The 24,227-nt window shown below is 66.6% G+C and carries 33 protein-coding genes; 2 read left to right on the plus strand and 31 right to left on the minus strand.

What is annotated here, in order from left to right:
* Positions 1-20 precede the first annotated feature (20 nt).
* The 7 genes from OVA12_RS05435 to OVA12_RS05465 all read right to left on the minus strand — a co-directional run bounded on the left by OVA12_RS05435 (position 21) and on the right by OVA12_RS05465 (position 6,526).
* Positions 21-1,010 carry a phage late control D family protein gene (locus OVA12_RS05435; protein WP_268135226.1) on the minus strand — a complete coding sequence of 330 codons (990 nt, stop codon included), beginning with the start codon at positions 1,008-1,010 and terminating at the stop codon, positions 21-23.
* 3 nt (positions 1,011-1,013) lie between these two features.
* Complete coding sequence (locus OVA12_RS05440; RefSeq protein ID WP_268135228.1) at positions 1,014-1,232, minus strand: tail protein X; 219 nt, start codon at positions 1,230-1,232, stop codon at positions 1,014-1,016.
* Entirely contained in the window at positions 1,232-1,699 is a 468-nt protein-coding gene (locus tag OVA12_RS05445) for a phage tail protein (protein ID WP_268135230.1), read from the minus strand. Before OVA12_RS05445 ends, OVA12_RS05440 begins: the two co-directional genes overlap by 1 nt.
* Complete coding sequence (locus tag OVA12_RS05450; protein WP_268135232.1) at positions 1,696-3,960, minus strand: phage tail tape measure protein; 2,265 nt, start codon at positions 3,958-3,960, stop codon at positions 1,696-1,698. Before OVA12_RS05450 ends, OVA12_RS05445 begins: the two co-directional genes overlap by 4 nt.
* 175 nt (positions 3,961-4,135) lie before the next feature.
* Positions 4,136-4,687: a hypothetical protein gene (locus OVA12_RS05455; protein WP_268135234.1), complete on the minus strand. Its 552-nt coding sequence runs from the start codon at positions 4,685-4,687 to the stop codon at positions 4,136-4,138.
* A 25-nt stretch (positions 4,688-4,712) separates the two neighbouring features.
* Positions 4,713-5,258 (minus strand): phage major tail tube protein, encoded by a 546-nt coding sequence (locus tag OVA12_RS05460; RefSeq protein ID WP_268135236.1) that lies wholly within the window; start codon positions 5,256-5,258, stop codon positions 4,713-4,715.
* 11 nt (positions 5,259-5,269) lie between these two features.
* Positions 5,270-6,526, minus strand: coding sequence for a phage tail sheath family protein (locus OVA12_RS05465; RefSeq protein ID WP_268135238.1), 1,257 nt, complete (start codon positions 6,524-6,526; stop codon positions 5,270-5,272).
* Positions 6,527-6,737: 211 nt separating this feature from the next.
* On the opposite strand from OVA12_RS05465, the gene OVA12_RS05470 reads away from it, so the two are divergent.
* On the plus strand, positions 6,738-7,061 hold the full coding sequence (locus OVA12_RS05470) for a hypothetical protein (RefSeq protein WP_268135240.1): 324 nt from the start codon (positions 6,738-6,740) through the stop codon (positions 7,059-7,061).
* Positions 7,062-7,114: 53 nt separating this feature from the next.
* Here the strand turns inward: OVA12_RS05470 and OVA12_RS05475 are convergent, their stop codons facing one another.
* From OVA12_RS05475 to OVA12_RS05555, 17 genes are all read right to left on the minus strand, one after another.
* On the minus strand, positions 7,115-7,351 hold the full coding sequence (locus OVA12_RS05475; protein ID WP_268135242.1) for a hypothetical protein: 237 nt from the start codon (positions 7,349-7,351) through the stop codon (positions 7,115-7,117).
* Positions 7,348-7,788, minus strand: coding sequence for a hypothetical protein (locus tag OVA12_RS05480; RefSeq protein WP_268135244.1), 441 nt, complete (start codon positions 7,786-7,788; stop codon positions 7,348-7,350). Before OVA12_RS05480 ends, OVA12_RS05475 begins: the two co-directional genes overlap by 4 nt.
* Before the next feature lies 1 nt (position 7,789).
* Positions 7,790-8,941, minus strand: coding sequence for a hypothetical protein (locus OVA12_RS05485; RefSeq protein ID WP_268135246.1), 1,152 nt, complete (start codon positions 8,939-8,941; stop codon positions 7,790-7,792).
* A complete protein-coding gene (locus tag OVA12_RS05490) occupies positions 8,941-9,342 on the minus strand; it encodes a hypothetical protein (RefSeq protein ID WP_268134842.1) in 402 nt (133 codons plus the stop codon). Before OVA12_RS05490 ends, OVA12_RS05485 begins: the two co-directional genes overlap by 1 nt.
* Positions 9,343-9,351: 9 nt before the next feature.
* Complete coding sequence (locus OVA12_RS05495) at positions 9,352-10,074, minus strand: phage tail protein (protein WP_268134840.1); 723 nt, start codon at positions 10,072-10,074, stop codon at positions 9,352-9,354.
* Complete coding sequence (locus OVA12_RS05500; protein WP_268134838.1) at positions 10,074-10,697, minus strand: phage tail protein I; 624 nt, start codon at positions 10,695-10,697, stop codon at positions 10,074-10,076. Before OVA12_RS05500 ends, OVA12_RS05495 begins: the two co-directional genes overlap by 1 nt.
* Before the next feature lie 103 nt (positions 10,698-10,800).
* A complete protein-coding gene (locus OVA12_RS05505; RefSeq protein ID WP_268135248.1) occupies positions 10,801-11,709 on the minus strand; it encodes a baseplate assembly protein in 909 nt (302 codons plus the stop codon).
* A complete protein-coding gene (locus OVA12_RS05510) occupies positions 11,709-12,095 on the minus strand; it encodes a GPW/gp25 family protein (RefSeq protein WP_268135250.1) in 387 nt (128 codons plus the stop codon). The genes OVA12_RS05505 and OVA12_RS05510 overlap by 1 nt, the downstream gene beginning before the upstream one ends.
* 44 nt (positions 12,096-12,139) lie before the next feature.
* A complete protein-coding gene (locus tag OVA12_RS05515) occupies positions 12,140-12,337 on the minus strand; it encodes a hypothetical protein (protein WP_268135251.1) in 198 nt (65 codons plus the stop codon).
* Positions 12,338-12,374: 37 nt separating this feature from the next.
* Complete coding sequence (locus tag OVA12_RS05520) at positions 12,375-12,908, minus strand: phage baseplate protein (protein WP_268135252.1); 534 nt, start codon at positions 12,906-12,908, stop codon at positions 12,375-12,377.
* Positions 12,901-13,551 (minus strand): hypothetical protein, encoded by a 651-nt coding sequence (locus OVA12_RS05525; RefSeq protein WP_268135253.1) that lies wholly within the window; start codon positions 13,549-13,551, stop codon positions 12,901-12,903. The genes OVA12_RS05520 and OVA12_RS05525 overlap by 8 nt, the downstream gene beginning before the upstream one ends.
* Positions 13,548-14,024 carry a phage virion morphogenesis protein gene (locus OVA12_RS05530; protein WP_268135255.1) on the minus strand — a complete coding sequence of 159 codons (477 nt, stop codon included), beginning with the start codon at positions 14,022-14,024 and terminating at the stop codon, positions 13,548-13,550. Before OVA12_RS05530 ends, OVA12_RS05525 begins: the two co-directional genes overlap by 4 nt.
* Positions 14,021-14,482, minus strand: a complete 462-nt coding sequence (locus OVA12_RS05535) for a gp436 family protein (protein ID WP_268135257.1) — start codon at positions 14,480-14,482, stop codon at positions 14,021-14,023. The genes OVA12_RS05530 and OVA12_RS05535 overlap by 4 nt, the downstream gene beginning before the upstream one ends.
* Positions 14,483-14,623: 141 nt before the next feature.
* A complete protein-coding gene (locus OVA12_RS05540; RefSeq protein WP_268135259.1) occupies positions 14,624-14,992 on the minus strand; it encodes a hypothetical protein in 369 nt (122 codons plus the stop codon).
* A 125-nt stretch (positions 14,993-15,117) separates the two neighbouring features.
* Positions 15,118-16,014, minus strand: coding sequence for a Mu-like prophage major head subunit gpT family protein (locus OVA12_RS05545; protein WP_268135261.1), 897 nt, complete (start codon positions 16,012-16,014; stop codon positions 15,118-15,120).
* Between the two features lie 27 nt (positions 16,015-16,041).
* Positions 16,042-16,446 carry a hypothetical protein gene (locus OVA12_RS05550; protein ID WP_268135263.1) on the minus strand — a complete coding sequence of 135 codons (405 nt, stop codon included), beginning with the start codon at positions 16,444-16,446 and terminating at the stop codon, positions 16,042-16,044.
* Positions 16,447-16,510: 64 nt separating this feature from the next.
* Positions 16,511-17,497: a phage protease gene (locus OVA12_RS05555; RefSeq protein WP_268135265.1), complete on the minus strand. Its 987-nt coding sequence runs from the start codon at positions 17,495-17,497 to the stop codon at positions 16,511-16,513.
* Positions 17,498-17,787: 290 nt separating this feature from the next.
* On the opposite strand from OVA12_RS05555, the gene OVA12_RS05560 reads away from it, so the two are divergent.
* Entirely contained in the window at positions 17,788-18,228 is a 441-nt protein-coding gene (locus OVA12_RS05560; protein ID WP_268135267.1) for a hypothetical protein, read from the plus strand.
* Between the two features lie 126 nt (positions 18,229-18,354).
* Here OVA12_RS05560 and OVA12_RS05565 read toward each other — a convergent pair whose 3' ends face one another.
* Genes OVA12_RS05565 through OVA12_RS05595 form a run of 7 tightly spaced genes read right to left on the minus strand, consistent with a single transcriptional unit; the run spans position 18,355 to position 24,158 of the window.
* A complete protein-coding gene (locus OVA12_RS05565; protein ID WP_268135269.1) occupies positions 18,355-19,599 on the minus strand; it encodes a phage head morphogenesis protein in 1,245 nt (414 codons plus the stop codon).
* Positions 19,599-21,263, minus strand: a complete 1,665-nt coding sequence (locus tag OVA12_RS05570; protein WP_442793814.1) for a DUF935 domain-containing protein — start codon at positions 21,261-21,263, stop codon at positions 19,599-19,601. Before OVA12_RS05570 ends, OVA12_RS05565 begins: the two co-directional genes overlap by 1 nt.
* 41 nt (positions 21,264-21,304) lie before the next feature.
* Positions 21,305-22,729 (minus strand): phage terminase large subunit family protein, encoded by a 1,425-nt coding sequence (locus OVA12_RS05575; protein ID WP_268135273.1) that lies wholly within the window; start codon positions 22,727-22,729, stop codon positions 21,305-21,307.
* A complete protein-coding gene (locus OVA12_RS05580; RefSeq protein WP_161707540.1) occupies positions 22,729-23,298 on the minus strand; it encodes a DUF3486 family protein in 570 nt (189 codons plus the stop codon). The genes OVA12_RS05575 and OVA12_RS05580 overlap by 1 nt, the downstream gene beginning before the upstream one ends.
* Position 23,299: 1 nt before the next feature.
* A complete protein-coding gene (locus tag OVA12_RS05585; protein WP_268135277.1) occupies positions 23,300-23,617 on the minus strand; it encodes a VpaChn25_0724 family phage protein in 318 nt (105 codons plus the stop codon).
* Positions 23,614-23,943: a DUF2730 family protein gene (locus OVA12_RS05590; RefSeq protein ID WP_268135279.1), complete on the minus strand. Its 330-nt coding sequence runs from the start codon at positions 23,941-23,943 to the stop codon at positions 23,614-23,616. The genes OVA12_RS05585 and OVA12_RS05590 overlap by 4 nt, the downstream gene beginning before the upstream one ends.
* Positions 23,940-24,158: a TraR/DksA C4-type zinc finger protein gene (locus OVA12_RS05595; protein WP_268135282.1), complete on the minus strand. Its 219-nt coding sequence runs from the start codon at positions 24,156-24,158 to the stop codon at positions 23,940-23,942. Before OVA12_RS05595 ends, OVA12_RS05590 begins: the two co-directional genes overlap by 4 nt.
* Between the last annotated feature and the right edge of the window lie 69 nt (positions 24,159-24,227).

Genomic DNA, 24,227 nt, shown 5'->3' on the forward strand with positions numbered 1-24,227 from the left:
CTCTCGGTCATGATGGTCTCTCAGGTCTGCGCGGCGAGTTCGACGGTCATCAACCAGCCGCCGCTCTCGTCGAATGTGAACTCGTGGGTGATGGACGTGGCGACTGCCGCCGCGCCGCCGTAGCCGGGCAGGATCACCGGCGCACCGGCCATGGCATCGGGATCGCCGATGGCAGTGACAGAACCGCTGACAGAGCCCCGGCCGAGGTCGAGGACGGCGGCAGCGGCCGAGACAGCCGCCTCGACGGCCGAGGCAGCGGGATGCAGCAACAGCGCCTGCGCGGCCTTGCCGATGCCGGCTGCACTGGCCAGCTGCGACAGCCCGGCCTCCGGATCGAACCAGGGCTGTTGCGCCTCGCCGAATTTCGGCCGCTCCTCCTCGGTGATCTCGCAACCGGTGACGCGCTCGGGCGGGATGATGAGCGGCGGCAACAGCGTGCCGCCAGCGGTCTGGCCGCTGTTTTTCTTCGTCACCTGCCATTGCCCGTTGGCCGGCTTCAGGCTGCCGCCGATCTCGTCGGCCAGCGCCTGGGCAAAGCCGAGCGGTGATTGCCCCCAGTTGAGCCGATAGGGGATCTTGATGTTGGCCAGCGCGGGATGCACCCGCGCAGACTTGCCGGCCGACCCGGCGAGGCGCTGCATGATCTCGCCGACAGTCTCATCGTCGAAATGCGCGGTCTCTCCGGCTTTGTCGGCGTCGAGAAAGTCCGCCGACCGGGCAACGACGGTCAGCGTCCAGCCATCGTCCGGCGCGTAGCTCAGCGACGACGACTGGACCGTGAACGAGCCGGCATCGCGCAGGCCTGCCTCGTCCCAGCCATAGAGCAGCCGGTAGCTGGTGCCGGAGGCCGGCCGGGACGCGCCCGGTCCGTCGACCGCGAACTCGATCTCGATCTCATCGGCATCCGCGCCCTCATTGTCCGTGTAGCGGACAGCGCGCAGCGCAGGTCCCCAGCCGGGGACGAGGTTGCCGCTCATGGCTCCGATGACGTGGACGACGGGGCGCTGCATCGCTTACTCCCAGGCCAGCACGCGCCGGCTGCTTACAGCCGGCCGATAGTTTTCGGGGATCTCGATCACCGTGCCGCCCGGCACTGTCACGCCGTCGAGCAGGGTGGCAAGGCCCTGATTGGCCGTCAGGATCGCTTCCACCGTTCCGCCGCGCTCCGTCCGCAGCTCGTCCCGCGCGATCTTGTCGAGGCGCTTGCCGCCATAAGGCACCGTGTAGCGCATCAGAGCAGCCCTCCGAGATCCGCGATCCGGCCCGTCTGGCCCAAATAGCTTTCGGCCGGCAACAGCAGCAGGCCGAGGCTGACATCGATCTGCCGGCCCACGCCATCAAACGGATGCAGCCGCTCCTCGTCGTAATCGAGCGTCTCGATCGCAACCATGCCGCCGCTCTCGCCGAGATAGTTGCCGCGCAGGCGCACATAGGGGACGATTGACTGCGCCCGGTGATAGCCCTTGAGCAGCGCCAGGGCGTCGAGACCGCCGACCACATGGGGGAATGTCACGGCCTCGATCGTCAGCCGCTCCTGGCCCGCGCCGGTGATCTGGTACGCGATGCCGCCCTGGACGGGATGCGCCGGAAACCGGGCATCGCTGGCATAGCTCAGCCGCTGCGGGTTGAGCCCGACCGTGTAGAGGATCGCCGAGCCGATGGAAAACAGTGCGCCGGCATTGCTGAGTGCGGGCGTCATGTCGGCACCCTCGCCAGATCATGCTGGGCACGTGCAAAGCTGCGATTGACCGCGCGGGCCTGCTCGCGCCGGGCCTTGGCGGCCGCGTGCGACGGGTTGGGCGAGGTGATGTTCTGGGTCACGCGCAGGTTTTGTGAGGACTGCAGAGAGGAATGACGCTCGCCAGCGGTGGCCGGCGCAGCATCAGACCCACCGGAGCTGCCGGGTGCAACATAGGTCGGCGCGATGGTCGGACTGACGGTAAATCCAAGCAGCGCCTTGATCCGGTCGGCGATGGACGCGGCCTCCTGCTCGGCCGCCGTGCCCTCGCTCGCCAGCCCCTCGACATAGCCGCGCATGCTGGCCTCGGCCTCGGGGCGCAGATCGCCGGAGAGCGGCGAGCCGCCGACGCCCCACATGGTCTCGCGGCGCTTTCGGGCCGCATCCCGCTCCTGACCGGCCTCGTAGTCCTCGGCGCTGTAGCGCTCGCCCTCCGCCCTGGTCTGGCCGTACTCCTGATACGCATCGATCACGTCGAGCCGCTTGGAGGCCTCCGACGGCTCCCAGCCGAGCAGCCGCTCGAAAAACCGGTTGGCCCGGTGCGCGTTGTCGGTGCGCGCGTGCATCTCCTGCTGCAACGCGCCGGAAGAGCCGGGCGGTGCCTTGAGCGTCGACGGCTCGTTCGTGCCGCTTTCCATCGCGGCAGACAGCGCATTCATGGCCTCAGTCAAAAGCGGCAAGGTGTTGGCCGCCAGGCCCTTGGCCTTGGCTGCGACATTGGCCGAAAACCGGTCCCAGGCAGCGCTGGCGTTGTCCGTGGCGATGGCGAAATCTTCCATCACCGTGCCGGGTGCTGCGTCCATGTCTTTCATCAGGTCTTTGGCGGCCTGGAGATTTTGAACAACCGCCGCCAACCCGGCTCCGGCCTGTTCTTCGGGCATCAACGCCTTCAGCTTGAATGGGTCGTTGCCAACCTTCGACTGGATCTCCTCCAGCACCGCCATCACGGGCGAAGTGCCGGCTTCCTGTGCGGCCGACAGCGTCTTTTGCACATCGATCCCGTACTCTGACGCATTGGCCAGGAAATCCTGTGCCGTAAACTTGCCGAGCATGCCTTCGAAGTTGGTCGCGGCCTCTGCACTGGTCCCCGTGGCCTTGCGAATTTGCTGCCCAAGCGCGACGAGGACCTTGGTGCCAGGCAGGCCGCCCTCTCCCAATGCCGCCATCCTGGCGGCTATGGATGGCACGTGCATGGCCATGTCCTTGACCTCGAACTGCCCCGCTTTGCCGCCGAGAGCCATGATGTCTTGCGCGCCCATCAGGTCATCTGACCCAATCCCGAAATTGTTGCGCAGTGCAATCGTCGCCTTCGCCGCATCTTCAGAGGTGGAGCCGGTCGCCTTGCCAAAAACGATGGTCTGTTCCGTCATTGCGGCGGCTTCTTCTGGATTGATGCCGCCGGCGAGCAACTGCCCCATGACGTTCATTGCGCCAGCTGTTCCAACACCTTTCCGTGCCCCGATTTGCGCCATAAGCCGGTCATAACGGGCCTGATCAGCTTCGCTGTAGGCACCTGTGATCCGGATACTGTCGGAGATGAACTCGTCGCCGGCGGCGGCGGTAATCGAATGACCGGCGACGACACCCGCACCGGCAAACGCGCCGCCAATCGCATAGCCGGCCCCGGCCGTCAGCGGGATGAACGCATCGCCGCCGAGGCGGTCATAAGCCGCTGCGGCGATACCTGTGCCGCCACCCGCACCGCCGCCCGTCAGGCCGGGCCGGACCGGGCCAGAGCCCGTGCCATTGAGCGGGCCACCCATGCGCAGCGCGGCGAGTTTTGCCCGCTGCGCGTCGGCGGCAGCCCCGATGTCCTTGATCGCCTTTTCGGCCGCGTTGGCGTCGGCCTTGAGCCCATCGAATGCGCCATCGTCGATCCGGCCGAGCGCCTGGCGTGTGGTCTGGGCCTCGGTGCGGATGCCACGGATCGCGTCCTCGGCGCGCTGCGCATCCGCCCGGATGCCCGAGGCCCCGTCGCCGATCCGGCCAAGCGCCTGCCGGGCCTCGTTTGCCGATTGAGTGATGTTGCCCAGCTTGCCCTTGGCAGCCTCGGCATCGCGACCGAGCTGCTGCAGTCCGGTGCCGAGCTCGGCACCGACGCGCGTGCGGCCGAGCTGCTGCGCGGCGCGGCCGAGCTGCTGCAAATCCCGCTCGGCTTCCTCGGCAGGACGCGAGAGCTGGTTGACCAGGCGAAGGCGCAGGGCGACGTCGAGATCACTCATCTGTTGCGGCCTCCACCTCGCCCCCACGTCTCGTCATAGATCGCACGCACCTCCGGAAACCATCGCAGCGCCTCGTCCCAGGGCATGGCTAGGAGCGCAGGCAGCGGCGTTGCAAACGAGCTGGCGAGGCGCGCGATGTAGGCGCGCCAGCGCGGCAGGTCGATCACGACACGGTCTATTGGCCGGTCGCTGTCGACGTCGGCCGGAACACGGGGGGCAAAAAATCCCAGCACACCTCCACCACGCGGCCACCGTCGCCGGCCTCCAGCCCGCGCAGAACAGGGGCCGGCAGCTGCGTCATCTCGGCGTAAATGTCGTAAAGGTCCGGCGCGTTGGTCCGGCTGCGCCGGTCGAGGATGTCGCCAACCTGGGCGACCGTCAGCCGGCGCACGATGACGCTGGCGATGTGACCGAGCTCCGGGTGATCGAATGCGAACTCCAGCGGCACGGTGGTCGCCACCGACCGGCTGAAGGCCAGCTTTTCCACCTCTCGTGCGGGCAGCGCCGCAGCCGGCGCGGTCGGCGCGCCAGTGGATGCACCAGTGGATGCGCCAGTCGACGGCTTTGCACTGCCGTGGCTCTGCGCCGAGTTGTCCAGCTCGGCCCAGAGTGCCGGCGGCGGCATCGGGATCTCCGAAACGGCGGGTGCCTCGCCGGTTGCCTGCGGCATGTTGACGATTGCAACGGGGGCGATGGCAACGGGTGTTTCAGTCACGTTCGAGCCCATCTCGAATGCTCCTTAAATCAGCCGGTCAGGCGGCGATGATGCGGTTGTGCTCGGCGGTGTAGTTGACGCCGTTGATCACCAGCACGTTGTTCTGGATGTCGAACTTGTGCACCGTGTTGCCGTCCAGGATGTCGTGATAGAGCACGATCGAGGACCAGCGCAGGCGGGTCGGCGCGGTGGATTTCTGGCCCTTGACGCCGCCCTGGGCGTAGCCGTTGAGGAGGCCTTTGAGCATGACCACCCGACCGCGCATCTGCACCTTCGACGCACTGCCGGTCTCGCCGGTCGAGGCGGCCGGGAACACGTTCAGCAGGTTTTCGTAGTAGGTGACCGTGGTCCAGTCACCGGGCTCGCGGCCAAAGCGCGTCTTGAGATCCTCATGAACGCCATTGACCGCCATCTCGCAAGTCAGCGCCGCGATCTCGGCCGGCAGCTCCATTGCAAACCAGCCGCCGCCCATGACGAAGGGCAGCATCTCGCGGGAGAGCTCCGGCAGCGTCGTCTCGTCGATGCGCAGGCGCTGGTTGACTTCGTTGCAGTACCAGTTGGCACCGCGAATGATGCGATCCATGGCTGAGCTCCTTAGGCGGTGACGCGGATGTTGGACGAGCCGAGCTGCGACAGTGCAGAGGCGATCGCGGCCTGCAGCACGTCGAACGCTTCGGGCATGGGCTCATCGTAGAGCTGCAGGTCGACAAGATCCGGGGTCTCGGCCCACCGCATCTTGACGCGCAGCGCACCGGCCTCCAGCACGGCTGCCGGATTGAGCGCCTTGGACCACAGCACCTCGTAGTCGATCAGCGCGCCGAGGGTGACGAGGTCGGAGAGGAACTGGTCGAGCGCGCGGTAAATCAGCGTGACCATGTGCGGCGTGATGTCCTCGTTGAGATACTGGCGCATCGGCCGCAGCATCGCTTTCGAGACCGCCAGGCGCGTGCGGATCTTTTTGATCGAGCGCCAGGACGAGACGGTCGGGTCGGTGGCCGTGGTGAAGGGTGCCCAGAGCTGGTTGCCCTCGATCACCGTACCGACGCCGGCCTGGGCGAGCTGGTTGGCCTCGGACCCGGCATCGCCGTCGGTGTATCCGACCGGGACGGACGTCCCGAGAACGCCCTTGAGAGGCCGGTTCCAGAACGCCTTGTAGGGGCCGCCCGTCTCCTTGTCCCGGCGCACCATGGCAGCAGCGACCGAGGCGGACAGCGGCCGGGTGACATTGCCAGCGCCGAAATTGTAGACCCCGGCCGGGTACATGCCGATGACGTTGAGCGCGGTTCTGAAATCCTCGGCCCAGGTGATGGCACTTGCGACCGACGTCGACGGCGTGTCGGCGATGACCATGCAGTCGATGATCCGGTCGGCGACCGTGCGCGCGGCGGCGGTCACCGCGTTGGCAGCGCTGCCGATCCGGTGCGCGGTATAGCCCGGCGCGAGGATGCAGCCCGGCTCCAGCTTCAGGTGGGATTTGGCCTCCAGCAGCGCCCAGACGCCGGTGCCAGCCCCGGCCGAACCAACGATCGAGTTGATCTCGGCCTCAAGCTTTTGCTGCGCGTCGACCAGGGCCGAATGCTGGGCGCGGACAAACACGATGTCGGTCGAGATCCCCTCGGCTTTGATCTGATTGACCGTGTCCTGGGCGACGCCGGCACCCAACTTTGTGAACTGGTCGGCGTCATCGGTGGAGAGCCGCACCGGCTCGTTGATCGGAAACGCCGTGTTGTCGGCGAGCGGTGCCGGCAGCACCAGCCCGATGGCCGTGCTGTCGCGCGTGTCGATCCGGGCGACGGTCGACCGGAGATCCGAAAAGCGGCGAACGCCGACGAAATTGGTGGTGCCCGACATGGTCCATCCCGTGTGTGATCAGTGAGCGATCTGCTGGGATGGAGAGTACGGATGGCGCAAAAAACAAACGGGCTGACACCAGTCAGCCCGTTCTGCTGCAATCGATCATCAGTTGCGATGGGCTGACAATGCGGTCAGTTGTTGCCAAAATCAAGGGGCGTATGGCTATTGCCATCGATCAGCAACTCAACCTCAAAAAGGCCACCCCGGTATGCGCCCAACAATCACCCTTGCTCTTGCTGCAGTTCTCGTCCCAACCCTGTCACATGCGAAAGATCCCGCAGTCGAGTTCGCTCGATTTTGGGGGGCAGTTCTCGCAATTGAAGACGCCTGCGAAGCATACGAGGTCAAGACTGACGCTGTTATGGGCAACCACCTTTCTGCGAGGGATTATGCTTACGCGGAGACGCTTGTCGAAAAGGAAAGGCTGTCGGCCGAGACGCTTGTTGCGACGCTTGGGTGTGACGAAGCCGCCAAGGACGTCCTGAGAATGACCGACCGCTCCTTCTTTGAGGTCTGGAACAAGCGCAAGTAGTCTAGAAATAAAGCCCGCCGAAGCGGGCTTTACCAATTGAACAGGACAAATGTTCAAACCCGTTCCCGTCTCCCACGCGCGCTGTTGCCGCCCTCGTCGGTCTCGATCGCCGCGAGCCAGTGCCGGCGCAGGAGGGCCGGCCAGGGCACGCGTGCGGCCCAGCCTCCGGCAGCCAGGCTCTTGCCGATCCGGCCCGACAGGCTCTCGTCCGGGTCGCCGCCGATCAGCACGTTGGCGAGCTGCGACAGGGCGACGTGCAGATTGTAGAGGTAATTGAGGATGGTGGTCACAGCGGCGCTCCCGTGCCGATCTCGGCCGCGCGGGCCGGGGTGATCAGGTTTTCGGCGGCGAGATACTCCAGCCCGTCCCGTGTCGACTGCCGCGTCACGTCGACCTCGGACAAGCGCGGATCTTCAAGGATGGTCAGCCAGTCAGAGATCACCGGATTGGTCGGCCGTGCCGCCCGGATTGCAACGCGCTCGGCCGCCGTGAACAGGAGCAAAAATTCGGGCGGCGTGAACACGGTCCGGCGCGGCACTGCGGTGGCCGGCGTCTCGGCCGGGGCCTCGGGAGCCGACCAGGTGCTGCCCTGTTTGCGCCAGCCGCGCTCGACCTGAGCCGGGACGCTGACAAACTGGCTCGCCACGTCCGGATGGTAGAGGCCGGAAGGATCGGCGGCGGTGACGTCGACCGCGATGCCGTCGATGATGCGTGCAAATTTCGTCATTTCACCACTCCACGATCACGAAGCCTGCGCCACCCGCGCCGCCATTGCTGGCTCCGGCTGCCATTGACGCACCACCGCCGCCGCCGCCGTGGCCGAACTGCGCGGCACCGCCAGCGCCACCAGCGTACGAGTTGCCACCGGCCCCACCGCCACCAGCGCCACCGCCACGCCCGAGGCCACCCGGATGCGGCGAATGCGACGTCGGCGCGCCCGAACCGCCGCCTGCGCCGCCGCCTGCCTCGGCCGTCCGTCCCGGCGCGCCGCTTGATGTAATGATGCCCCCCTCGCCACCGGAGGAGGTTTCGAGGTCCGTCTCGAAACGGGGGGAAAACGGACGGGTCGCCGAGATGCCCGCGCCACTCGACTGCAACGCGCCGTCCGCATTCGGGCCGGGCGTTGCCGTCGCGGTGCCGGGTCCGCCAACGCCGCCGCCTCCAGCTCCGTTGTAACTCGTCGCGGTGGTCAGGGTGCCGCCTGCATTGCCGGCTGCGCCACCGCCGCCGCCGCCGCCATTGTCGCCCTGGGCAGACAGCGCGCAGCCGTTGCCGCCCGCACCGCCGATGCCGAGCGGACCACCGGCCGCGCCGCCACCCGCGCCTGATCCGCCAGTGCCTGCGCCACCGTTGCCACCCGCGCCACCGGCCACGTTCATACCGCCACCTGACGACAGACCGCCTGCGCCGCCCGCGCCAGTGGTGATGCCGCCGACACCGCCAGCACCGCCTGTTACAGACAACATCGTCCCGAACGAGGAGGTGCCACCGGCCGTGCCGTTGCCACCAGCCGAACCGGCCGCGCCGCCCGCGCCAACCGTGACGCTCACGGCCTGGCCGGGCACCACGGTGTACACGCCCATCCCAAAGCCGCCGCCACCGCCGCCGCCGCCGCCACGGCGGTTACCGGAGCCACCGCCGCCACCGCCGCCACCGCCGCCGCCACGGGCGCGCACGCGCACCGCGGTGACGCCCTCCGGCACCACGAATGTGCTGCTGTTGGTGATCACCCGGTACTGGCCGATGCCGAACACGTCCTGGCCGAGACTGGCCGTGCGCGTGATGGCGAGCAGCGAGACGCTGCCCGTCAGTGATCCGTTGCCCCCACTTGCGCGGCCGAGCTTGCCGCGCGGGAACCCGTTAAGGCCGAAGTTCGCCATCAGAACTGCCCTCCAAACGCCATGACGTGGAACGTCTCCGCGACATGCGTGCAGGCCCGGAGCGAATGGCCGGCCGGCAGCACCAGGCCGTATGCCGAGCTCTCGCCGGTCGTAAAATCGATCACGGTTTCGAACGAGGCGACGGTGGCGCTGACGGTGATAGCCGGGACCGGGATCTCGGCGATGCAGCGCGCGGCCGTGCCGTCATGAATAAACAGCCGGAGCATGCCGGCCGTGGTGTTGCCGGTCGCCTTGAGCACCGCGCGGTCGATCCGGCCACCGCCTGCCGGCAGCGTCAGGACCGTGGCGAGCGTGCCGGATCCGTCGCGGTTGGTGTTGGCTGTCGAGACGACGGCCGAGCCATAGAGCGGGGTGCCGGTGAATTGCGGAGATGCGGCCATGTCGGGTCCTCACAACAGAGTTTCGAAACGGTAGATCACGTCGCCCTGCGGCGGCGGCAGCGCCGCCACGGCGGCATCGATCATGGATTTGACGCCGGCGGGGTGTGTGGCCTTTGTCGAGATTGTGCCGGCCAGGTGCTCGGGAGCGTTTGCCAGTTCCAGCGGATCGGGCAGGTTTTCGACCGCCGCGTTGATCATCGCCGCGACGCCGGCCGGGTGCGCTGTTTTGGTCGAGATTGTGCCGGCGAGGTGCTCGGGGATCGTCGCAAACGATGGGATCCGCTGATCGACGTAGTCCTGCGTCGCCCAGCTGCCGGGGTGCGCGACCAGCGTCACCTGCGCAGTCTCGGAGACGACCAGGACCAGCTCGATGGTCAGCGTCGTATCGACGCCCTGGGCCGTCGTGTTTTTCCGGGTGTCCGGATAGTCGGCGATGGCGACGAGCTGGCCGTTGCTGGCAAACAGCCCGATCTCGCGGATCGTGAAGGGACCGGCATTGGCCGGGATCACCGCCGTGACGATGATGTAATTTGCATTTTGCGGATCGGTCAGAGCCGACTGGACGCCGGTGCGATAGACCTCGCGGACGAGCTGCGTCGCGGTCTCGACCGGGGTGATCGCCGCCCCGTTGCCATCGCCGACAGCAATTGCGGCGAGCGGCACAGCGGTGCCGCCCTGGGCGGCCGCCTGGGCAAACAGGGCCTGGCCCTGCAGTGTGACAATGACGCCCATCATGCGCCTCCTGCAATGCGGGTCGACTGGCGGACACGGACCGCACCGCCGACGTGGATGTAAGGCCGCGCCTGGAGCGCGCCGGGGAGGATCGGACCGATGCGGGCGCGGCTGCGGATCGAGACCGACCCGCCGATATAGAGCGGGGCCTCGTTTCGCCGGACGAGCCGGATCAGCTCCAGCCGCGAGCGGGTGTTTTTGGTCCGCAGCGCCAGGCGCGCCAGCATCTCGCCGGCCTCGCCCGTCCAGGGCTCGACCGGTCCGAGCGTCACGGTCAGGCGAAACCGGTAGGGAGAGCCGCCGTACTCGAACCACTCCTCGAGCGCGGCGGCATAGCCGGTCGCGGCGATCGCGGTCTGCACCGCCCAGGCGGTGCCCTTATGCCGGTGGACTTCGGGGGCCGCCTTGATCACTGCGCGCTGGACGGCCACTGGCCAGGCCGGATCCCACTCGTCGACCGACCAGGCCCAGGCGAGCAGCGGCAGCCAGGCGGGCGGGCAGAGATCTGGATCATGGACACGGCGGATGATGTCGACGTCGATTGCGCGGATCCGCTCCACATCAATCGCCGCTAACGCCTTGATCGGCTCGGGCGAGTTGCCGGGGACCGTGGGCGCACTCATCAGATCACCTCGACGGTGAGCGTGACGGCGGTGACGCGGGCGAGCTCCTTTGGACCAGGCAGCACGTCACTGACAACCTGGGTTAGCCGCCGTGATCACGATGTCAGCGTCCTCGACCAGGGCGACAGCCGGCCGCGTCGGCGACATGCACCGCCGCAGCGATGGCCGTATCGGAGAGCATGCGGGCGATGCCGCGCCGGCTCGCCAGATAGGCAGTCAGGCGGGCCAGGGCGAGGGTCCGCAGCGTCGACGGATCCGGACCGCGCGGCATTTTGAGCGTGACGCTGATCGTGCAATCCAGCGTCGAGCAGGCCTCAATGATCACCCGGTCCGTGAGCGGGCGCAGTTTCTGGCGGCGGGTCAGGGCGCGGACACGCGGGCTGCCGACCGCATAGCGGATCAGCCCGGCGTCGAGAAACTCGGCCATGGCATCGAGCACGGCCGGCGTCGGCACGCCGTCGCCCTGGCTGGAGGCAACGACGATGAGCGCCTCGCCGTCATTGGCAAGACCCGAGTGCGGGTCATAGACCGCCACATCGAGCACGTGCGGATGCGCGGCGAGCCCGAAAAACAGATAGGCCCCGTCGGGACCAGCGGTCGAGAACGCCTCTATCGCGAGCTGCCGGCGACGGCGCAGGCTCTCGTCGCTCTCCATGATGGCAGGGGTCGGCGGTGTCGTTGCCGGGTCGGCCGGGACCAGCACCTGACGCACAACGCCGAGATCGGCCGCGCGCTGCTCGAGATCCGCGCCGCGCGCAAACGCCAGATGCGTCGCCTTGACCGCGTCATTGACAGCAGCCATCAGCTGCACCTCAAAAAACGCGCCATGCTGCAACAGGATCGCGGCCGGATCGCTGTCGATCGTGCCGACATCGAAGGGCTGGCCTGCCTCATCCATGCGGGCAACAAAGTCGGCCAAGCGCTGTTGAAATGCCGCCTCATGGTCGAGCGGCTGCAAGGCATCGGGAGCCGGCAGACGGGAGAGATCGATGTCGACAAACCGGCTGGTCATCACGCGCCTCCGCCCGCAATCGCGCCGAACGGCACCGCGATCGAGTAGTCGTTAAACCGGCCGTGCGGGTAATAGAGACCGCCATGCCGGATACCGAGGACGCCGGTCTCCGTCAGCCGGACGAGCTGCAGCGATGTGATCGCCGCCTCCGGCTCATGCCGGGCAGCAGAGGCAACCATCTCGCTGTAGATCTGCAATGCGATCGCGGGCGTCAGATCCTCGCCGAGCGCCGAGCGCAGGTCAGCGCCGTAGGTCAGCCGCATCAGCCGCGATCCGGGGCGCGTTGCCCAGATCCGGCCGAGCGACTGGATCAGATGCGGCAGGCCGGTGAGCGGCTGCAGCGTCCGCTCATTGAGGCCCTTCCGATATCTGATTGCGCCTGCCATTTAATGCCTCATCAAAGCTCGATCACGTGGGGTTTCAGGAGCTGTTAAACAGCCGGCCGGATGTGCAGGGCGATCAGTTCGGAGCGCGCCTGGTCCTCGGTCAGCTGCAAGATTTCGCCTGCGGCAACGCGCCGGCCGGCAACGCGCGGCGGCGCTGTGTCAGTCACGATGTAATCAGCAACGCCGGCCGGGGCGGGGCTGACAGGTGCAGGGGTGACGGGCTCAGGGGACTTGCGGGTCATGGGTCAATACCTCTCGGTTTAGAGTGCGAATGGTCTCTCAGGCGGGTGGGCCAGTGAGCATGGGGCCAGGCGTGATGTCCTTGTGTTTGTGCAAGTAGCCGGTGTCCACGCCGTTGTGCGTGACGTGGCTGCCTTCGATGTCGACGGCACCGTCGATCTTGACCGGCCCGACCAGGCGGATCTTGTCGGAGATCTCGATCCGGACATCGCCGCGCGCGATCACCGTGGTGTCGCTGGCCGTCGACGGGGCGGGATGGTCGCGGTCAAATGTGGCGGGCACGGCAATCGAGGCGGTGCCGATGGTGCCGGAGCCGGAGACCAGCCGCATCTGCTCGCCGATGGCCGGCTCGCTGTGGATCGACAGCGCGCCGACGCCGGGCTCCTGCCAGCGCACCCAGGGCGATAGCACCGGCCGGCCCTTGGCATCCTGGCCGAGTTTGAGCCGCAGGCGGCGCTTGGCCGGATCGACTTCGTGCACCTTGCCGGTGAGGTCGGCCATGGCCAGCCGGCGCTCGATCGTCGCCATCGCCGCTGCCTGCCGGCGCAGCGCCAGGGCGTAGGGATCACGCATCGCCGGCCTCGCTGTCATCGCTGTCCGGCACCTGCCGCGCCGGGATAAAGCGGGCGAGCTCGGCGAGATCCGCCGCAGTGTCATAGAGGATCAGCCCGGAGGCCTCGTCATAGCTGCCGGTCGCATCGGGCAGGATCGGCGCTCCGAGGTCGGCGATCACCTGCGTCCACGTCACCGCGTAGTACACCGTGCCCTGGGCCTGATCGCGGACCGTGAACATGGGCTTGAGCTCGGGCAGCGGCGAGGTCTCGGGCGGCAGGATCCCGGTGAGGCCCCAGGTGCTGGTCTCCATGTCGCCGAGGATCGCAAGCAGCCGCGAGCCGATGGCGAGGCCGACGGCCTCTTTTTCAACGCGCCGGCTGGCGACCACGCGGGCCTCGGCGACGACATAGGCGACCCACTCGACGGCCAGGCAAAACGCGCCATCGACCATCGCGGTCTCGCGAATGCGGGTAAATCCGATGCCGACGCCGGGGGCCTGGACGACCGTCCTGGCGACGAGCTCCGAGATGTCGACCTTGCCCGGATGCGCCACGACGGAGACGCCGGTGATCAGCTCGCCGACGCGGCGCACGATGGCCGTCTGCGTCTGCGCCAGGCTGTCGGTTGCAATCAGGGTTTCGAGGGGTACCGGTGCGATCACAGGAGGCCTCCGAGAAAGTCGGTCACCAGTTCCAGGATCTCGGCCTCGTTGTCTGGCGAGAGACCGACAAACGGCCGGGCCGGGATCGACACTTTCTGGGTAGTGACCATTCGGCCGCCGAGGTTGAACATCAGCGCCTTGGCATCTTTGGGCACAATCACCGCGCCCTCCTGGTGGACATGCGCGAACTCCCAGGACGCGCCCCATTCGGCCTCGGTGGCCGAGGCGCGCCAGGCGACAGAGGCCAGCAGATGCTGGCCGGTGGCGACGAGGACCGGCGTGCCGGCAGCGTTCGGGGGCCAGGGCGTCCCATCCGGGCCGGTCTTTTCGTCGGTGATGCGCCGGCGGGTCTGGCTCTCGCCGAGCGCGGCGATACCGGTCATCAGTTCTTCGGCATCAAAATCGAGGAGCGGGCGCAGCCGCTGCATCGCATCGGCCATGTCGCTCGCGTCAATGACGATCGAGACGCTCATATCCGGCCGAGCCGTTCGCGGGTGAAGATGCGGCCGGGCGAGGTCAGGATCACCTCGTTTGCACCGATCCCGTCGGCCTCGCCGGGCGTACCGCTGTTGTTGCTGATCGCGCTTGTCAGCGCGCCCTTGCCGGCAGCGATTGCCTCCAGGCGTTTGATCGCGGCAGCATGGCGCTCCTTGATCGCCTCTGTGCAGCGCGAGAAATCCAGGGCGATCCGGAAAAACGCGATGTCGATGCAATAGAGGCGGAGCACGGCGAGCGAGGCCTCGTCCAGCTGCGCCAGCTCGGCGGCCGAGTAGCGGGCGGCGAGGATCGCCTGGATCTCGGCCGACGCATCGGTCAGGCCGCTGGTGATGCGCGCATCATCGCGCAGGCCCGTCTGTTCGTCGGCTGCGATCAGGGTCAGCTGATCCGGATAGCGGGCGTCGATGTCGGCGATGCTGGCGTAGAGTTGCATGATCCTGTCCCATCAGATCTGCCACTGTTGACCGAGGCTCAGCGTCTAGCGCTCTCATGACCTCGGCGGGGCTTCGGGGCATTCTCCGGTCAATCCGGCTTGTCCTCTCGCGGCGCTCCCCGACGAATTCCGGGTTGGTGCCTATTCGATTTCGACCAGGCGCACGGTGACGCGCAGCATCGGGTCATCGCGCAGGCGCTCAAGCGTAGCTTCGACATCAGGGCCGAGATCCGCCTCGCTCAAGGTGAGAGGTGCGGGGCCGAAGGCGATGCCGGCACGGCGGCGCGGGCCGGCCGGAGCCGAAACGTCATAGACCGGCACGGTGACGACGTCGGCCGGAGCGGCCGGTTCGGCGGCAGTCTCGGCCTGCGCCTCGGCCGGGGCGGTCTGTTCGGCCTCGGTCGCCGGAGCGCGCTCAACGGGAGCGCTGTTTTCCAGCGTCTCGACCGGAGTTTCAGCCGGAGCTTCAGCCGAGGTATCTGCCGGGGCCTTGCTGCGAATGCGGGTCATGGGGATCTCCTGAGCCATTGTCGATGTCTGTGCCGGGTTGTCGGGCGAGCGGGCGGCGCTCGCCGGAAAACCCGGCAGCCTGGCATTCTGCGGCCAGGCTGCCGGCCAGTGCTGCGGTCGATGGGCTACTGCAGCAACGGTGCCTGGATGATCGAAACGAGGTTCTGATCGATGTTGCTGGTCGCGCCGATCTGGGCCGGCAGCAGCAAGTCGCGGGCCTTGAACAGGTTGCCACTGCCAACGATCAGATGGGTCGGCCGGATGTTGAGCTTGCGCCCCTCATCGTCGGTGAAATTGGTCATGGCGGTGTAGGCAGCGCGCAGGTTTGCAGAATTGAGCTCGGCCTTGGAGCCGAAGGCCATCTGCCAGAACCCGTAGCCGGCCGCGACGCGCGCATCGACGCCATAGAGATACTGGTCGCGCATGAACACATGGTCGGAGGTGCTGGGGTCTTCTTTGCGCGCGAAATTGTAGTCGCGGCGCTTCTGGAAAACCCAGGGCTTCAGCGGCCGGCTGAGATCGGCGAGGATCCAGGCCTCGCCCGCTCCGGCCTGCATGTTCGAGACCGACACATGCGCGCCCTCCGGCCCGACCGGATGGTCCGTGTCGAAAAAATTCTGGCCGTCGTAGCAAACCTGGACGAAGCCCATGTTGACGAGCTCGAACAGGATCTCATCCGGGTGGCTCGCAGCCGACTGGCCCATCATTTCAAAACGCGGTCCGTAGAGGCCGAGACTATCGTCCTCGATATCGTCCCGCTCGACACCCACCGTCATCTCGAATTTGCGATTGCGGATCGAGTAGCCCTTGGCCGACAGCTGCTTGATGCGGCGGTCGCCGATCCACTCGCGCATTTTCGGCATGTCGCCGAGCCAGGAGTAGATCTCCTCGCGAGCCGTCGAGGTGATGACGGTCGCCAGCGAGGTATGAAGCGACGTCGAGCTGGCAAAGCCCCTCTGGTATGCGGTCTTGAAGCCCTTGAACGAGGCCTCGATAATTTCCGGCGTAATGACGCGAGGCATGTCTGGTATCCCTGATTGCGGCGAGGGTCAGAGACCGACGCGGACGAACACGATCCCGTCCTCAATGTCGACGATACGGCCGGCGACAGAGCGGGTGTTGGTGGCGGAGGTGCGGGCAACGGTTTGATCGTCGACGATGAAACAATCCGCGCCGATATCGCTGGCGGTCACAGCGTCGGCCGCGTGATTGGCAAAGCCGAACACGCCGCGCTCGATCGCAACACTGGCGGCACCGTTTGCGCCAGCGTTGACGACGGTGACACGGGACAGGCCGACGGCGCGCAGATTGACGGCGACGCGGCCGGGACAGGCCCAGCCTGCGTCCATCACGACGAGGCCGCCCTGGTAGATCGTGGTCGCGGCTTTGACCGGGACGGTGGCATTACGGCCCTCGATCTCGACGATCTTGCGGGCCTGTGTCAGTGCGGGCATCTCAGCCTCCGGGATAGGCCGGCGCGGCAGCGCGGGCCGGGTCAGTTGGGATCAGTCGGCTGCGTCAGGCAGCGGTCAGGCCATTGGCCTTGCGGTACTCGTCCTCGCTCAGACCCATCTGGCGCATGACCTCGCGATCCTCCGCGCTCAGGGTGGCGAGATCACCGGTCAGCTCACCGGCCGGGACCGTCTGGGCGTCGAGACGCGAGGGCGTCAGGGCCGCACCGAAAGTCTCGAGCAGCGCCTCGACCTGGGCGAGCCCCTCGGGCGTGGCGCAGAGCGCCTCATAGGCGGCACGCTGGGCCGGGACGATTTTGCGGGCCTTCAGCGCGCCCTCAAGCGTCGCGGCAACCTTGGCGTCATGCGCCGCCTTGTCGCGGGCTGCCAGGTCGGCCGTGAGCTGCGCGCAGCGCGCCAGCGCCTCGGCATGGACGGCCGGATCAACGCGGGCCTTGAGCGTGGTGATTGCCGAGAGGCAGGACGTTTCACCGGCATCGGGACTGAGGCCGAGGGCGAGGGCAATTTCCTTGGGCATGTTGTGCTCCTGAGGTGAGGGATCAGCCGAGGCAACGGCGGGCATGGACACGGCCGGGGCCGCAACCAGGGCGGCCGAATGCAGCCAGATCGCCCGCTTGGTATCGTCGAGCTGCAGGACCGGCGAAATGTAGCGGTGGGTGCGGGCGGTGAGGATGCGCAGGCCCTCATCGAGCCAGTCGACCGCGCCATAGAGACCATCGGCGCGGGCTTCGAGCTGCGTTACCCAGCCGACAGCCGGAGCAGCCTCGCCGGCAGCTGCCCGTCTGACCGTCGCATGATCGAGATCGATCGGCAGATGGACGCCATCTGCAGCAAACCGCGCGACCAGCACCTCCGGGTCGACATCGAACACACGGCCGTCGCGCGCGGTGAACCGGCCGCGCGGCGCGATCTTGATCGATGCCGGTCCGGCCTGCCGGGCAACCGCATCCGGGTCGGCGGCGAATGCGTCGACGACCGTCAGGCCGGATGCCATTTCGGCGGAGAGGCAGTGGAGGGAGCGCGGTGTCATCATGCGGCGACAGTGCCACGCGACACGGCAAGCGCCTGGCTGACAGCTGTCAGCAGCGCGAAATCAGGGGCAGCGATTTTTGGGAAAGGGTCGCGGGGCGAACAGCGTCTCGTCCGGCGATGCCCTCATCTAACGCGGGACGGGGGCGAGGATCAAGAGCCGTTCAAAATTTGAAGCGGATTTGAAGCCCTTGGGCGCGATTTAAAGCCCCCGGCGCTATGGCGGGGGCTCCGAGGGGCTTCTCGCGCGTCTGTGGCCCTCGTATAAAGGGGCCAGTTGACCGGAGCCTGACCATGATCCGCCGCCTCGCCACCGCTGTGTTTGCCGCCGCCGTTCTCGCCCTGCCGATCCCTGTGCCCGCTGCAGCCGCATCGGACTGGCCGACGGCGGAGACCTATCTGAACATCATGGGGTGCAAGACCACCGCGGCTACATGCGAGGTCAGCAAAAGCGACTGGAGCAAGAACTATTCAGACGCGATACGCGGGGACTATCAGGCACAGCGGAATGTTGCCTATTGCCTGTCGACAGGCTGCGACGGCGCCATTTTGCCGAACCCGCAGCTCGGTTGCGCTTGGCGCTTTGTGATCTTGGAGAGCGGGCATTTGCTCGCCGGGAACATGGATCTCTCCGCCTTGCGTGCGTTCTGCTCCCAACCTTATGTCGATGATGCTGGGGTCGCTCTGTCAAAGGCACAAGCCGTTCGGATGTTGCAGATGCTCGGCAATCGTTGATGTGTTGGTGGCAGCTTGCTATTCTGCAGTAGCGCGGCGGAGAAGTCCGTAGCCCACGATGGCCCTTGGGGGAGCCGGGTCAAGCCCCGGAAGCGGTCCCCCCCGCCGCGCGTTTATCCCTTACCGTCAGTCCCAGGGCCAGCTCAGGCCAGCGCGCGTGATCTGCTTGCGCAGCTCGCTCTCGCCCTTTTGGTGCAGCGAGTTGGCGCGTAAATAGCCGTTGGCCGAAACCGCCACAAACGACCGCCAGATCGTCTTTCCGATCCGGTGCAGGACCGTGCGAACACGGGTGTCTCCACCGATGTCAGGCAGGATTGCACCCTCGGTCAGGATCTGCGGCAGCAACGCAAAGTCATCGACTGACATTTTGTGCCGCTCGATCCGGACCGTGATCGCCTCGCTGGTGATCGAGATCACCGGCGACACAGCCCCGAGCTCGGCCGCCAGGGCCGGATTGTGCCCGGCCGGCAACCAGACTTTTTCCGGCAGCAGCGGCGCGAGCCGCAAATAGGGATCAGCCCAGAGCTCGGTCAGCACGCGATTTGCGTCGACCGGCGCGGCCTCGGCGAGCTGCGCCTCCAGATTGGCGATCAGCGTCGACGCGCGGGCGAGGCCCGGATTGGTGTGCCAGCCCGGATCGATGCCGGCCGGGATGCTGGACCGCTCGCCCGTGCGGCGGTTGATGACGTCAACCGGAGGGCCGAGATCTGGCGCAGTGTCACGGTACTCGATCGTGATGTCGGAGCCGTCCGGGTTGCGGCCGATGACACGCGTTGTGCCGATGAGGCGCTCGGCCTCTCGCGCCGAGATCATCCGCACCTGGCATTTGCAGCCCCAGCCGTTGGGCGGCCAGTAGCTGCGCCAGAACGGGTGATCGACCGGCAGGATGGTGCCGACCAGGGCGCGGTGTTCGGGCCGGGGATCGCTGCTCGTCGTTGCCACATAGAGCGCATAGGGGAGGATTTTTTTCGACCGCTGCGCGCGCTCCCATTGCCCGGCCGAGCGGGCGGAATTGACGTTCGACCAGAATATGGTCTTGGGCCGGCGCGGGTTGGAGAAATCCACCCGCACCGGGTCATCCTGGCCGGTCGGGTCCATGACCAGGCGCGGCCCCCACCAGCCGAGTTTCGTCAGCTCCGCCTGGATCAGCGGCCGCCAGCTGTCGATGCCTTGGCCATCGGAGAGCGCCTGCGAGATCGTGCGACGAAACGCGTTGAGGAGATCAAGTTCGGTCGCCTTGGCGACGGTAAAGCGATACGCGTGCTCCTCGGCCCAGACGTCGAGCCAGGAGAACGCCGGCCGGTTGCTCTTGCCGTCGAAATAGCCGGTCACCTCGGGAGGGGGCGCAAAGCCGCGCGTGGGGCTTGGCATCAGTCGGCCAGGTCGCCGATGCCACGCGCGATCGCGGTGAGCGGGCCGAGCCTCTCGGCGAGTTTTGCCGCGTCCGGAAGCCGGGTTTCAAGCATCGTTAACGCCTCTTCTAGCGAGCCAGCCTCGCGGATGATCGCGGCGAGCGGCGCGAGCAGCGGATCGGAAACAGCCTGCCAGTCGTCCATGGCTCCGGCGAACAGCGCGTCGACCTCGGCCATGGCGTCTGGCTGGCCAGCCTCGGCACTCAGCAGTGCGGTGCAGGCTGCGCAGGCGCAGGACCGTTTGTGGTCGGAGACGATCGCCGCAAGCGCCGCCTGGCGCTGGTCCTGTTCCTTGGCTGGGGCCTCCTTGTCCGATGGCTTCTCGCCGGGCTTTTCCCTGGCGGGGTCGGACTTGGCGGGGTCGGCCTTGGCCGGCGCACTCTCCGCCTTGTCGGCCGAGGTGCCGGCCGGTGCCGGGGGCGCGCTGGGGGCCGGGGCCGCGAGCAGCTCGTCGTCGTCGGACGGATCGGAAAGGCCCAGTTTCTCGCGGATCTCGCCCTGGGCGACCTTGAACCCCAGCGGAACGAGGATGCCCAGGCTCTCGGCCAGCGCCTTGACGTCCTCGGGATCCGGGACAGGCAGCTCGAGGAGCGGATAGACCTCCTGCGGACCGAAATTGAGGTCGACAAACGGACGGATCAGATCGCGGTTGAACGTCGCCGCAAGCTGGCGGCAGTCGGCGCGCAGGATGTCGAGGCGCACCTCGTTGTGGATCTTTGCTTGTCCGAGCGACGAGCCGTTGTCGCTGGTCATCGTCTGGCCGAGGATCAGCTTGGAGATCTGCGCGTCGATGTATTCGAGCAAGCCTGAAAACACCGCAGATCCGTTCGCGCCGTTGACCTCATGAAACTCGATCTCCATCCCGGCCGGGATGATGGCTGCCGCGTCATTGGCGATGGACGCCACAGCCCGCAACAGCGTGCGTTTATCCTCCGGGCTGGCAGCCGCGTTGTACTTGCCGACGCGCAGCGGCATCCCGTAAACCTCCGAGAATGCCGCCCAGTCCTGGGCCGTAAACTGGTGGATCAGATAGCCCCAGGCAGCAGGCCTCGCCATGCCACGCCGCAACGGTAGCCCAAGGCGGGTGCGCGGCATGTGCCGCAGGAACTTTGCCTCCGGCAGCGGTTCGCCCTCGACAGAGCCTTCGACTTCGAGCCGCAGCGTGCGCAGGGTCAGATCGTCAAACCGGAAAAATCGCGGGTCGCGGTCGACATAGGCGACCGGCCGCAGCGCGCCGCGCTCGTACTCCCACATCATTTCAGAGACCGCGTAGCCCTTTGCGATCCCGTCGGGCAAATGATCGCGCGCGTCCTCGAACCCGGCATCCTCGATCAGGCTGTTGACGGCATCGACGATCCGCGCCGGCACGCCCTCGCTCTCGATGGTGAAATCGACAGAGCGGATCGCCAGACGGCGCGTCTGCAGCTGCGACGCGTAATGGAGGTATCGCTCCTCCATCTCCTCGGCGAGGGTCAGGTAGGCGCGGCCGAAGCCCTTGGCAGCGTCCCGCAGGATCGTGCCGAGCCGCTCCGGCGTGAGGTCCGCAGCGACACGGTCTTCGTGCGTGCGACGGACGCCGGCGACCGTCGGCGTGGCGACTTCCTTGGCCAGCTCGGAAACCACAATTGGCTCACCGTCAGGTCCAAGGATCCTGCTCTTGCGGGTTACCAATGCTTCCTCCCAAAACTGGATCCGGTGTTGTCATCATCATCGTCGTCGTCGAAACCGGATCGGCCGAGGCTGCGCACTGACTGGTACGCGTACTGCATCGGCTGTACTCCAGCCGCCTGGAGCGCGAGCGCCAAGGCCCAGAACCGGTCCGCGTGCCCGTCCGGCGTGCGCTCGGCCGTGAACCGGACATTGCCGGCAGCAGTGACCTGCTTCGTCACTGACCTGAGGTCGGCGCGAATGTCGCGATCATAGGGGATGCGCAAGCGCCGCTCCTCCATGTGCGACCGGACCGGATAGGCCAGGGCCTCCTTGACGCGGGTCGTGAAGGTGACCGCCTCCACCGCATAGTCGCCGAACTTTGCCTGCGCATCGTCTGCCCAGCCGATGCCGAGACCGGTGGCGTCGACACAGGACCGAACGCACCGGTCCAGCCAGGGCCACAAAACCTTTTCCTGATCCGGCTTGCTCATGTTGCGCATGGTTTCGACATGGCGCGTGTAGAGGACGTCGCCGAGGCGCTCGAGGATCCAGATGACGGTCAGGTCCTTTTTGCGGCCGATGTCGATGCCGGCATAGAGCTGCCGTCCCTCAATCGTTGTCCAGGCGGTGCCCTCCGGGTACTCGCAGGCAGCGATCAGGTCGTATTCCAGAAACGCGGCATCGTCGTCGGCCGGCTGGCACATGTACTCCTGAAGAAAGCTCTCCTCGTCGGCGGTGCCGGATTTGACCCAGTTGAAATAGTCCGCCTCGTCCATCTCCTGCCGTTCATCATCGGCAGGCAGGGACTGCTGCAGCTTCCAAAGGAAACCGTCGGCGAGCGCATCTTCCAGCGTCACGCGGTGCAGGCTGATCTTCTTGGGATTGCCCTTTTCACGCGCTTCGCGGATCAGCTGATTGAAGAAATTACGGCTGCCGCGATGCGTGGAGATCACCTCCATCGCGCCGCCCCAGGTAATGCCGGGATAGGCAATCGACCACAGCTTGCGCGGATCCGGATGCAGCGCAAACTCGTCGAGCACACGGCCGCCGCGCTTGCCGGCCTGGGCGTCCGGATTGGAGCTCATCGAATGGATGCGCTTGCCGTTGGCAAATCGCAGCACATAGGCGCTGTGCTTGCCTTCAGGATCGAGCGCGACCTCGCCCAGGTCCCGCGCGGCAAGGTCCAGGTTTCCGGACCAGAGCTTGCAATCCTCCAGAAACAGCCGCGCCTGAATGTCGTCCCGCGACGAAACCCATTGGTCATTCCGGGCCGTCGCCAGCGCCGTACGCGAGACCGTCGCATAGGCAGTCGACCAGGACAGGCCGATCTGACGGCCCTTTTCCATCAGCTTCAGGCGCGACTGATCCAGCACCCAGCGACTTTGATAGGGCAGGAAAATCGCGGCCGTGTTCTCAGGGATGATCCGCGCACGGCCCATCACACCACACCCAGACGGCGGTTGATCTCGTCCATCGTATCCTGCGAGATCCCGGCCTTTTCGGCGACTGCGGCCACCGCAGCCTTGGCCTGTGCCCTGAACTCGGCCTCGATCTTTTTGCGCCGGTCACTCGAAACGGTCTGGGCCTGTGTTGCCGATCTGAGTGCCTGCGCCAGTGCCATCGCACCTTTCGGGTCAATGCCATGCGGGTTGGTCATCATCTCGAAAACGAGGCTCTTGATCGCCTCGGCCGCGATCAGCGTCAGGTTGTCGGACGCGGCCGGGTCGAACTTGCCGGCGATCGCTGTCGCGATCTCGCGCGTCTCGTCCAGGCGGCGGGTCAGATTGGCAAGCTTGATTGAGTAGCGGTTGAAAGCGGAAAACGAAGGGATCTTTATGTCCAGTTCGCCGCGATACTCGCGATCCAGATCCTGCAGTTTCTGCACGAACTCTGCGTAGATCTCGGTTTGCGTCCGGTCCCGATCCTGCAAGGCGTCGGCAGCCCAAGCGACAATCGGGCCGCACTCCTCGGGCAGCAGCTCGATATGGTTCAGCCGGCCGCGTCCCATGTCAGGCTCCGATCGCGCGGGACGGGCGCTTGACGCCCTCGATCGCGATATGCCGCTGCAGGTGCCGGTGGCCGTGCTCGGTCAGCGTGGCGATCTGCACGGTGCCGGCAGCCGTCAGGGTGACGGCGTCCATCATCTGCAGATACTCCAGTTGCTGGTGGATCCACGGCCGGGGCTGGTGGATTGCGAAACGTGCCAGGACCGGCTCGATCAAAGACGATGCGAGGCTTTCGTTCGTCTGCTCGGCCAGTGCCCGCAGGATGATCAGCCGAGCCTCTTCCCTGACGAGGCGTGCGAAGTCGGTGGCCAGCTCACTCATTTCTTGGCGTGCTCCATCAGCAGTTCGTGCATGCGTTCGCTGGTCGCTGCAATTGGCCTGAGCCGCTCGTCCATCGCAGCGAACATCCCCTTCATTTCCGTGAGCTGCAGCTCCATCCGGTGTTGGGCGTCGCGGTCCGGCAAGTGCTTTATCTCGCCCTCGATCCACTGGATCCGCCGTTCGTGGCTGTCCTGCGCGGTCGACATCTTTTCAACGCGGCTGGTCAGGGCCTTTTCGCCACTGGCAAAGTAGCCCTTGAGGTGGCCGAGGAGCGCGATCACGGCGAGCACCAGGCCGAGGTACTGAGAGATCTCGGATGGGGTCATCGTGCGTAGATCTCCCGCTCGACCTGACACTGGCAAGCGACGCAGCGGGTTGCCGCCGGATAGGCGGCGCGGCGGGCGGCGGGGATGGTGCAGCCGCAGTCGGCGCAGTCATCCGAGCCGCTGCAGCGCATGTTGGCCACGGCGGCCGAAATGGTCGCGTCGCGCTCCTGATCGGCACGCAGCTGCGCCAGCTCCAGCGCATATTCATCCAGCATTCGGTGGTCCTCCAGATGCCGCGACAGCGGCCGCGCGGCGGGTCTCACATGTGCGTAGTGCCGTGCGAT

The sequence above is a fragment of the Pannonibacter sp. SL95 genome (genome assembly GCF_026672425.1).
In the GTDB taxonomy this organism is placed as follows: Bacteria; Pseudomonadota; Alphaproteobacteria; order Rhizobiales; family Stappiaceae; genus Pannonibacter.

Bases quoted from the DNA above. Each gene is read 5' to 3' on its own strand.
- OVA12_RS05555 (WP_268135265.1), bottom strand. From the start codon at position 17,497: ATGATGACACCGCGCTCCCTCCACTGCCTCTCCGCCGAAATGGCATCC.
- OVA12_RS05580 (WP_161707540.1), bottom strand. From the start codon at position 23,298: ATGGGACGCGGCCGGCTGAACCATATCGAGCTGCTGCCCGAGGAGTGC.
- OVA12_RS05545 (WP_268135261.1), bottom strand. From the start codon at position 16,014: ATGCCTCGCGTCATTACGCCGGAAATTATCGAGGCCTCGTTCAAGGGC.
- OVA12_RS05465 (WP_268135238.1), bottom strand. From the start codon at position 6,526: ATGTCGGGCACCACCAATTTCGTCGGCGTTCGCCGCTTTTCGGATCTC.
- OVA12_RS05575 (WP_268135273.1), bottom strand. From the start codon at position 22,729: ATGGGCCGTGCGCGGATCATCCCTGAGAACACGGCCGCGATTTTCCTG.
- OVA12_RS05535 (WP_268135257.1), bottom strand. From the start codon at position 14,482: ATGCAACTCTACGCCAGCATCGCCGACATCGACGCCCGCTATCCGGAT.
- OVA12_RS05455 (WP_268135234.1), bottom strand. From the start codon at position 4,687: ATGGGCTCGAACGTGACTGAAACACCCGTTGCCATCGCCCCCGTTGCA.
- OVA12_RS05440 (WP_268135228.1), bottom strand. From the start codon at position 1,232: ATGCGCTACACGGTGCCTTATGGCGGCAAGCGCCTCGACAAGATCGCG.
- OVA12_RS05590 (WP_268135279.1), bottom strand. From the start codon at position 23,943: ATGACCCCATCCGAGATCTCTCAGTACCTCGGCCTGGTGCTCGCCGTG.
- OVA12_RS05495 (WP_268134840.1), bottom strand. From the start codon at position 10,074: ATGGGCGTCATTGTCACACTGCAGGGCCAGGCCCTGTTTGCCCAGGCG.
- OVA12_RS05460 (WP_268135236.1), bottom strand. From the start codon at position 5,258: ATGGATCGCATCATTCGCGGTGCCAACTGGTACTGCAACGAAGTCAAC.
- OVA12_RS05560 (WP_268135267.1), top strand. From the start codon at position 17,788: ATGATCCGCCGCCTCGCCACCGCTGTGTTTGCCGCCGCCGTTCTCGCC.
- OVA12_RS05485 (WP_268135246.1), bottom strand. From the start codon at position 8,941: ATGGCGAACTTCGGCCTTAACGGGTTCCCGCGCGGCAAGCTCGGCCGC.
- OVA12_RS05450 (WP_268135232.1), bottom strand. From the start codon at position 3,960: ATGAGTGATCTCGACGTCGCCCTGCGCCTTCGCCTGGTCAACCAGCTC.
- OVA12_RS05540 (WP_268135259.1), bottom strand. From the start codon at position 14,992: ATGACCCGCATTCGCAGCAAGGCCCCGGCAGATACCTCGGCTGAAGCT.
- OVA12_RS05500 (WP_268134838.1), bottom strand. From the start codon at position 10,697: ATGAGTGCGCCCACGGTCCCCGGCAACTCGCCCGAGCCGATCAAGGCG.
- OVA12_RS05505 (WP_268135248.1), bottom strand. From the start codon at position 11,709: ATGACCAGCCGGTTTGTCGACATCGATCTCTCCCGTCTGCCGGCTCCC.
- OVA12_RS05595 (WP_268135282.1), bottom strand. From the start codon at position 24,158: ATGCTGGATGAATATGCGCTGGAGCTGGCGCAGCTGCGTGCCGATCAG.
- OVA12_RS05550 (WP_268135263.1), bottom strand. From the start codon at position 16,446: ATGCCCGCACTGACACAGGCCCGCAAGATCGTCGAGATCGAGGGCCGT.
- OVA12_RS05490 (WP_268134842.1), bottom strand. From the start codon at position 9,342: ATGGCCGCATCTCCGCAATTCACCGGCACCCCGCTCTATGGCTCGGCC.
- OVA12_RS05565 (WP_268135269.1), bottom strand. From the start codon at position 19,599: ATGCCAAGCCCCACGCGCGGCTTTGCGCCCCCTCCCGAGGTGACCGGC.
- OVA12_RS05480 (WP_268135244.1), bottom strand. From the start codon at position 7,788: ATGACGAAATTTGCACGCATCATCGACGGCATCGCGGTCGACGTCACC.
- OVA12_RS05585 (WP_268135277.1), bottom strand. From the start codon at position 23,617: ATGAGTGAGCTGGCCACCGACTTCGCACGCCTCGTCAGGGAAGAGGCT.
- OVA12_RS05530 (WP_268135255.1), bottom strand. From the start codon at position 14,024: ATGAGCGTCTCGATCGTCATTGACGCGAGCGACATGGCCGATGCGATG.
- OVA12_RS05520 (WP_268135252.1), bottom strand. From the start codon at position 12,908: ATGCGTGATCCCTACGCCCTGGCGCTGCGCCGGCAGGCAGCGGCGATG.
- OVA12_RS05470 (WP_268135240.1), top strand. From the start codon at position 6,738: ATGCGCCCAACAATCACCCTTGCTCTTGCTGCAGTTCTCGTCCCAACC.
- OVA12_RS05515 (WP_268135251.1), bottom strand. From the start codon at position 12,337: ATGACCCGCAAGTCCCCTGAGCCCGTCACCCCTGCACCTGTCAGCCCC.
- OVA12_RS05435 (WP_268135226.1), bottom strand. From the start codon at position 1,010: ATGCAGCGCCCCGTCGTCCACGTCATCGGAGCCATGAGCGGCAACCTC.
- OVA12_RS05445 (WP_268135230.1), bottom strand. From the start codon at position 1,699: ATGACGCCCGCACTCAGCAATGCCGGCGCACTGTTTTCCATCGGCTCG.
- OVA12_RS05510 (WP_268135250.1), bottom strand. From the start codon at position 12,095: ATGGCAGGCGCAATCAGATATCGGAAGGGCCTCAATGAGCGGACGCTG.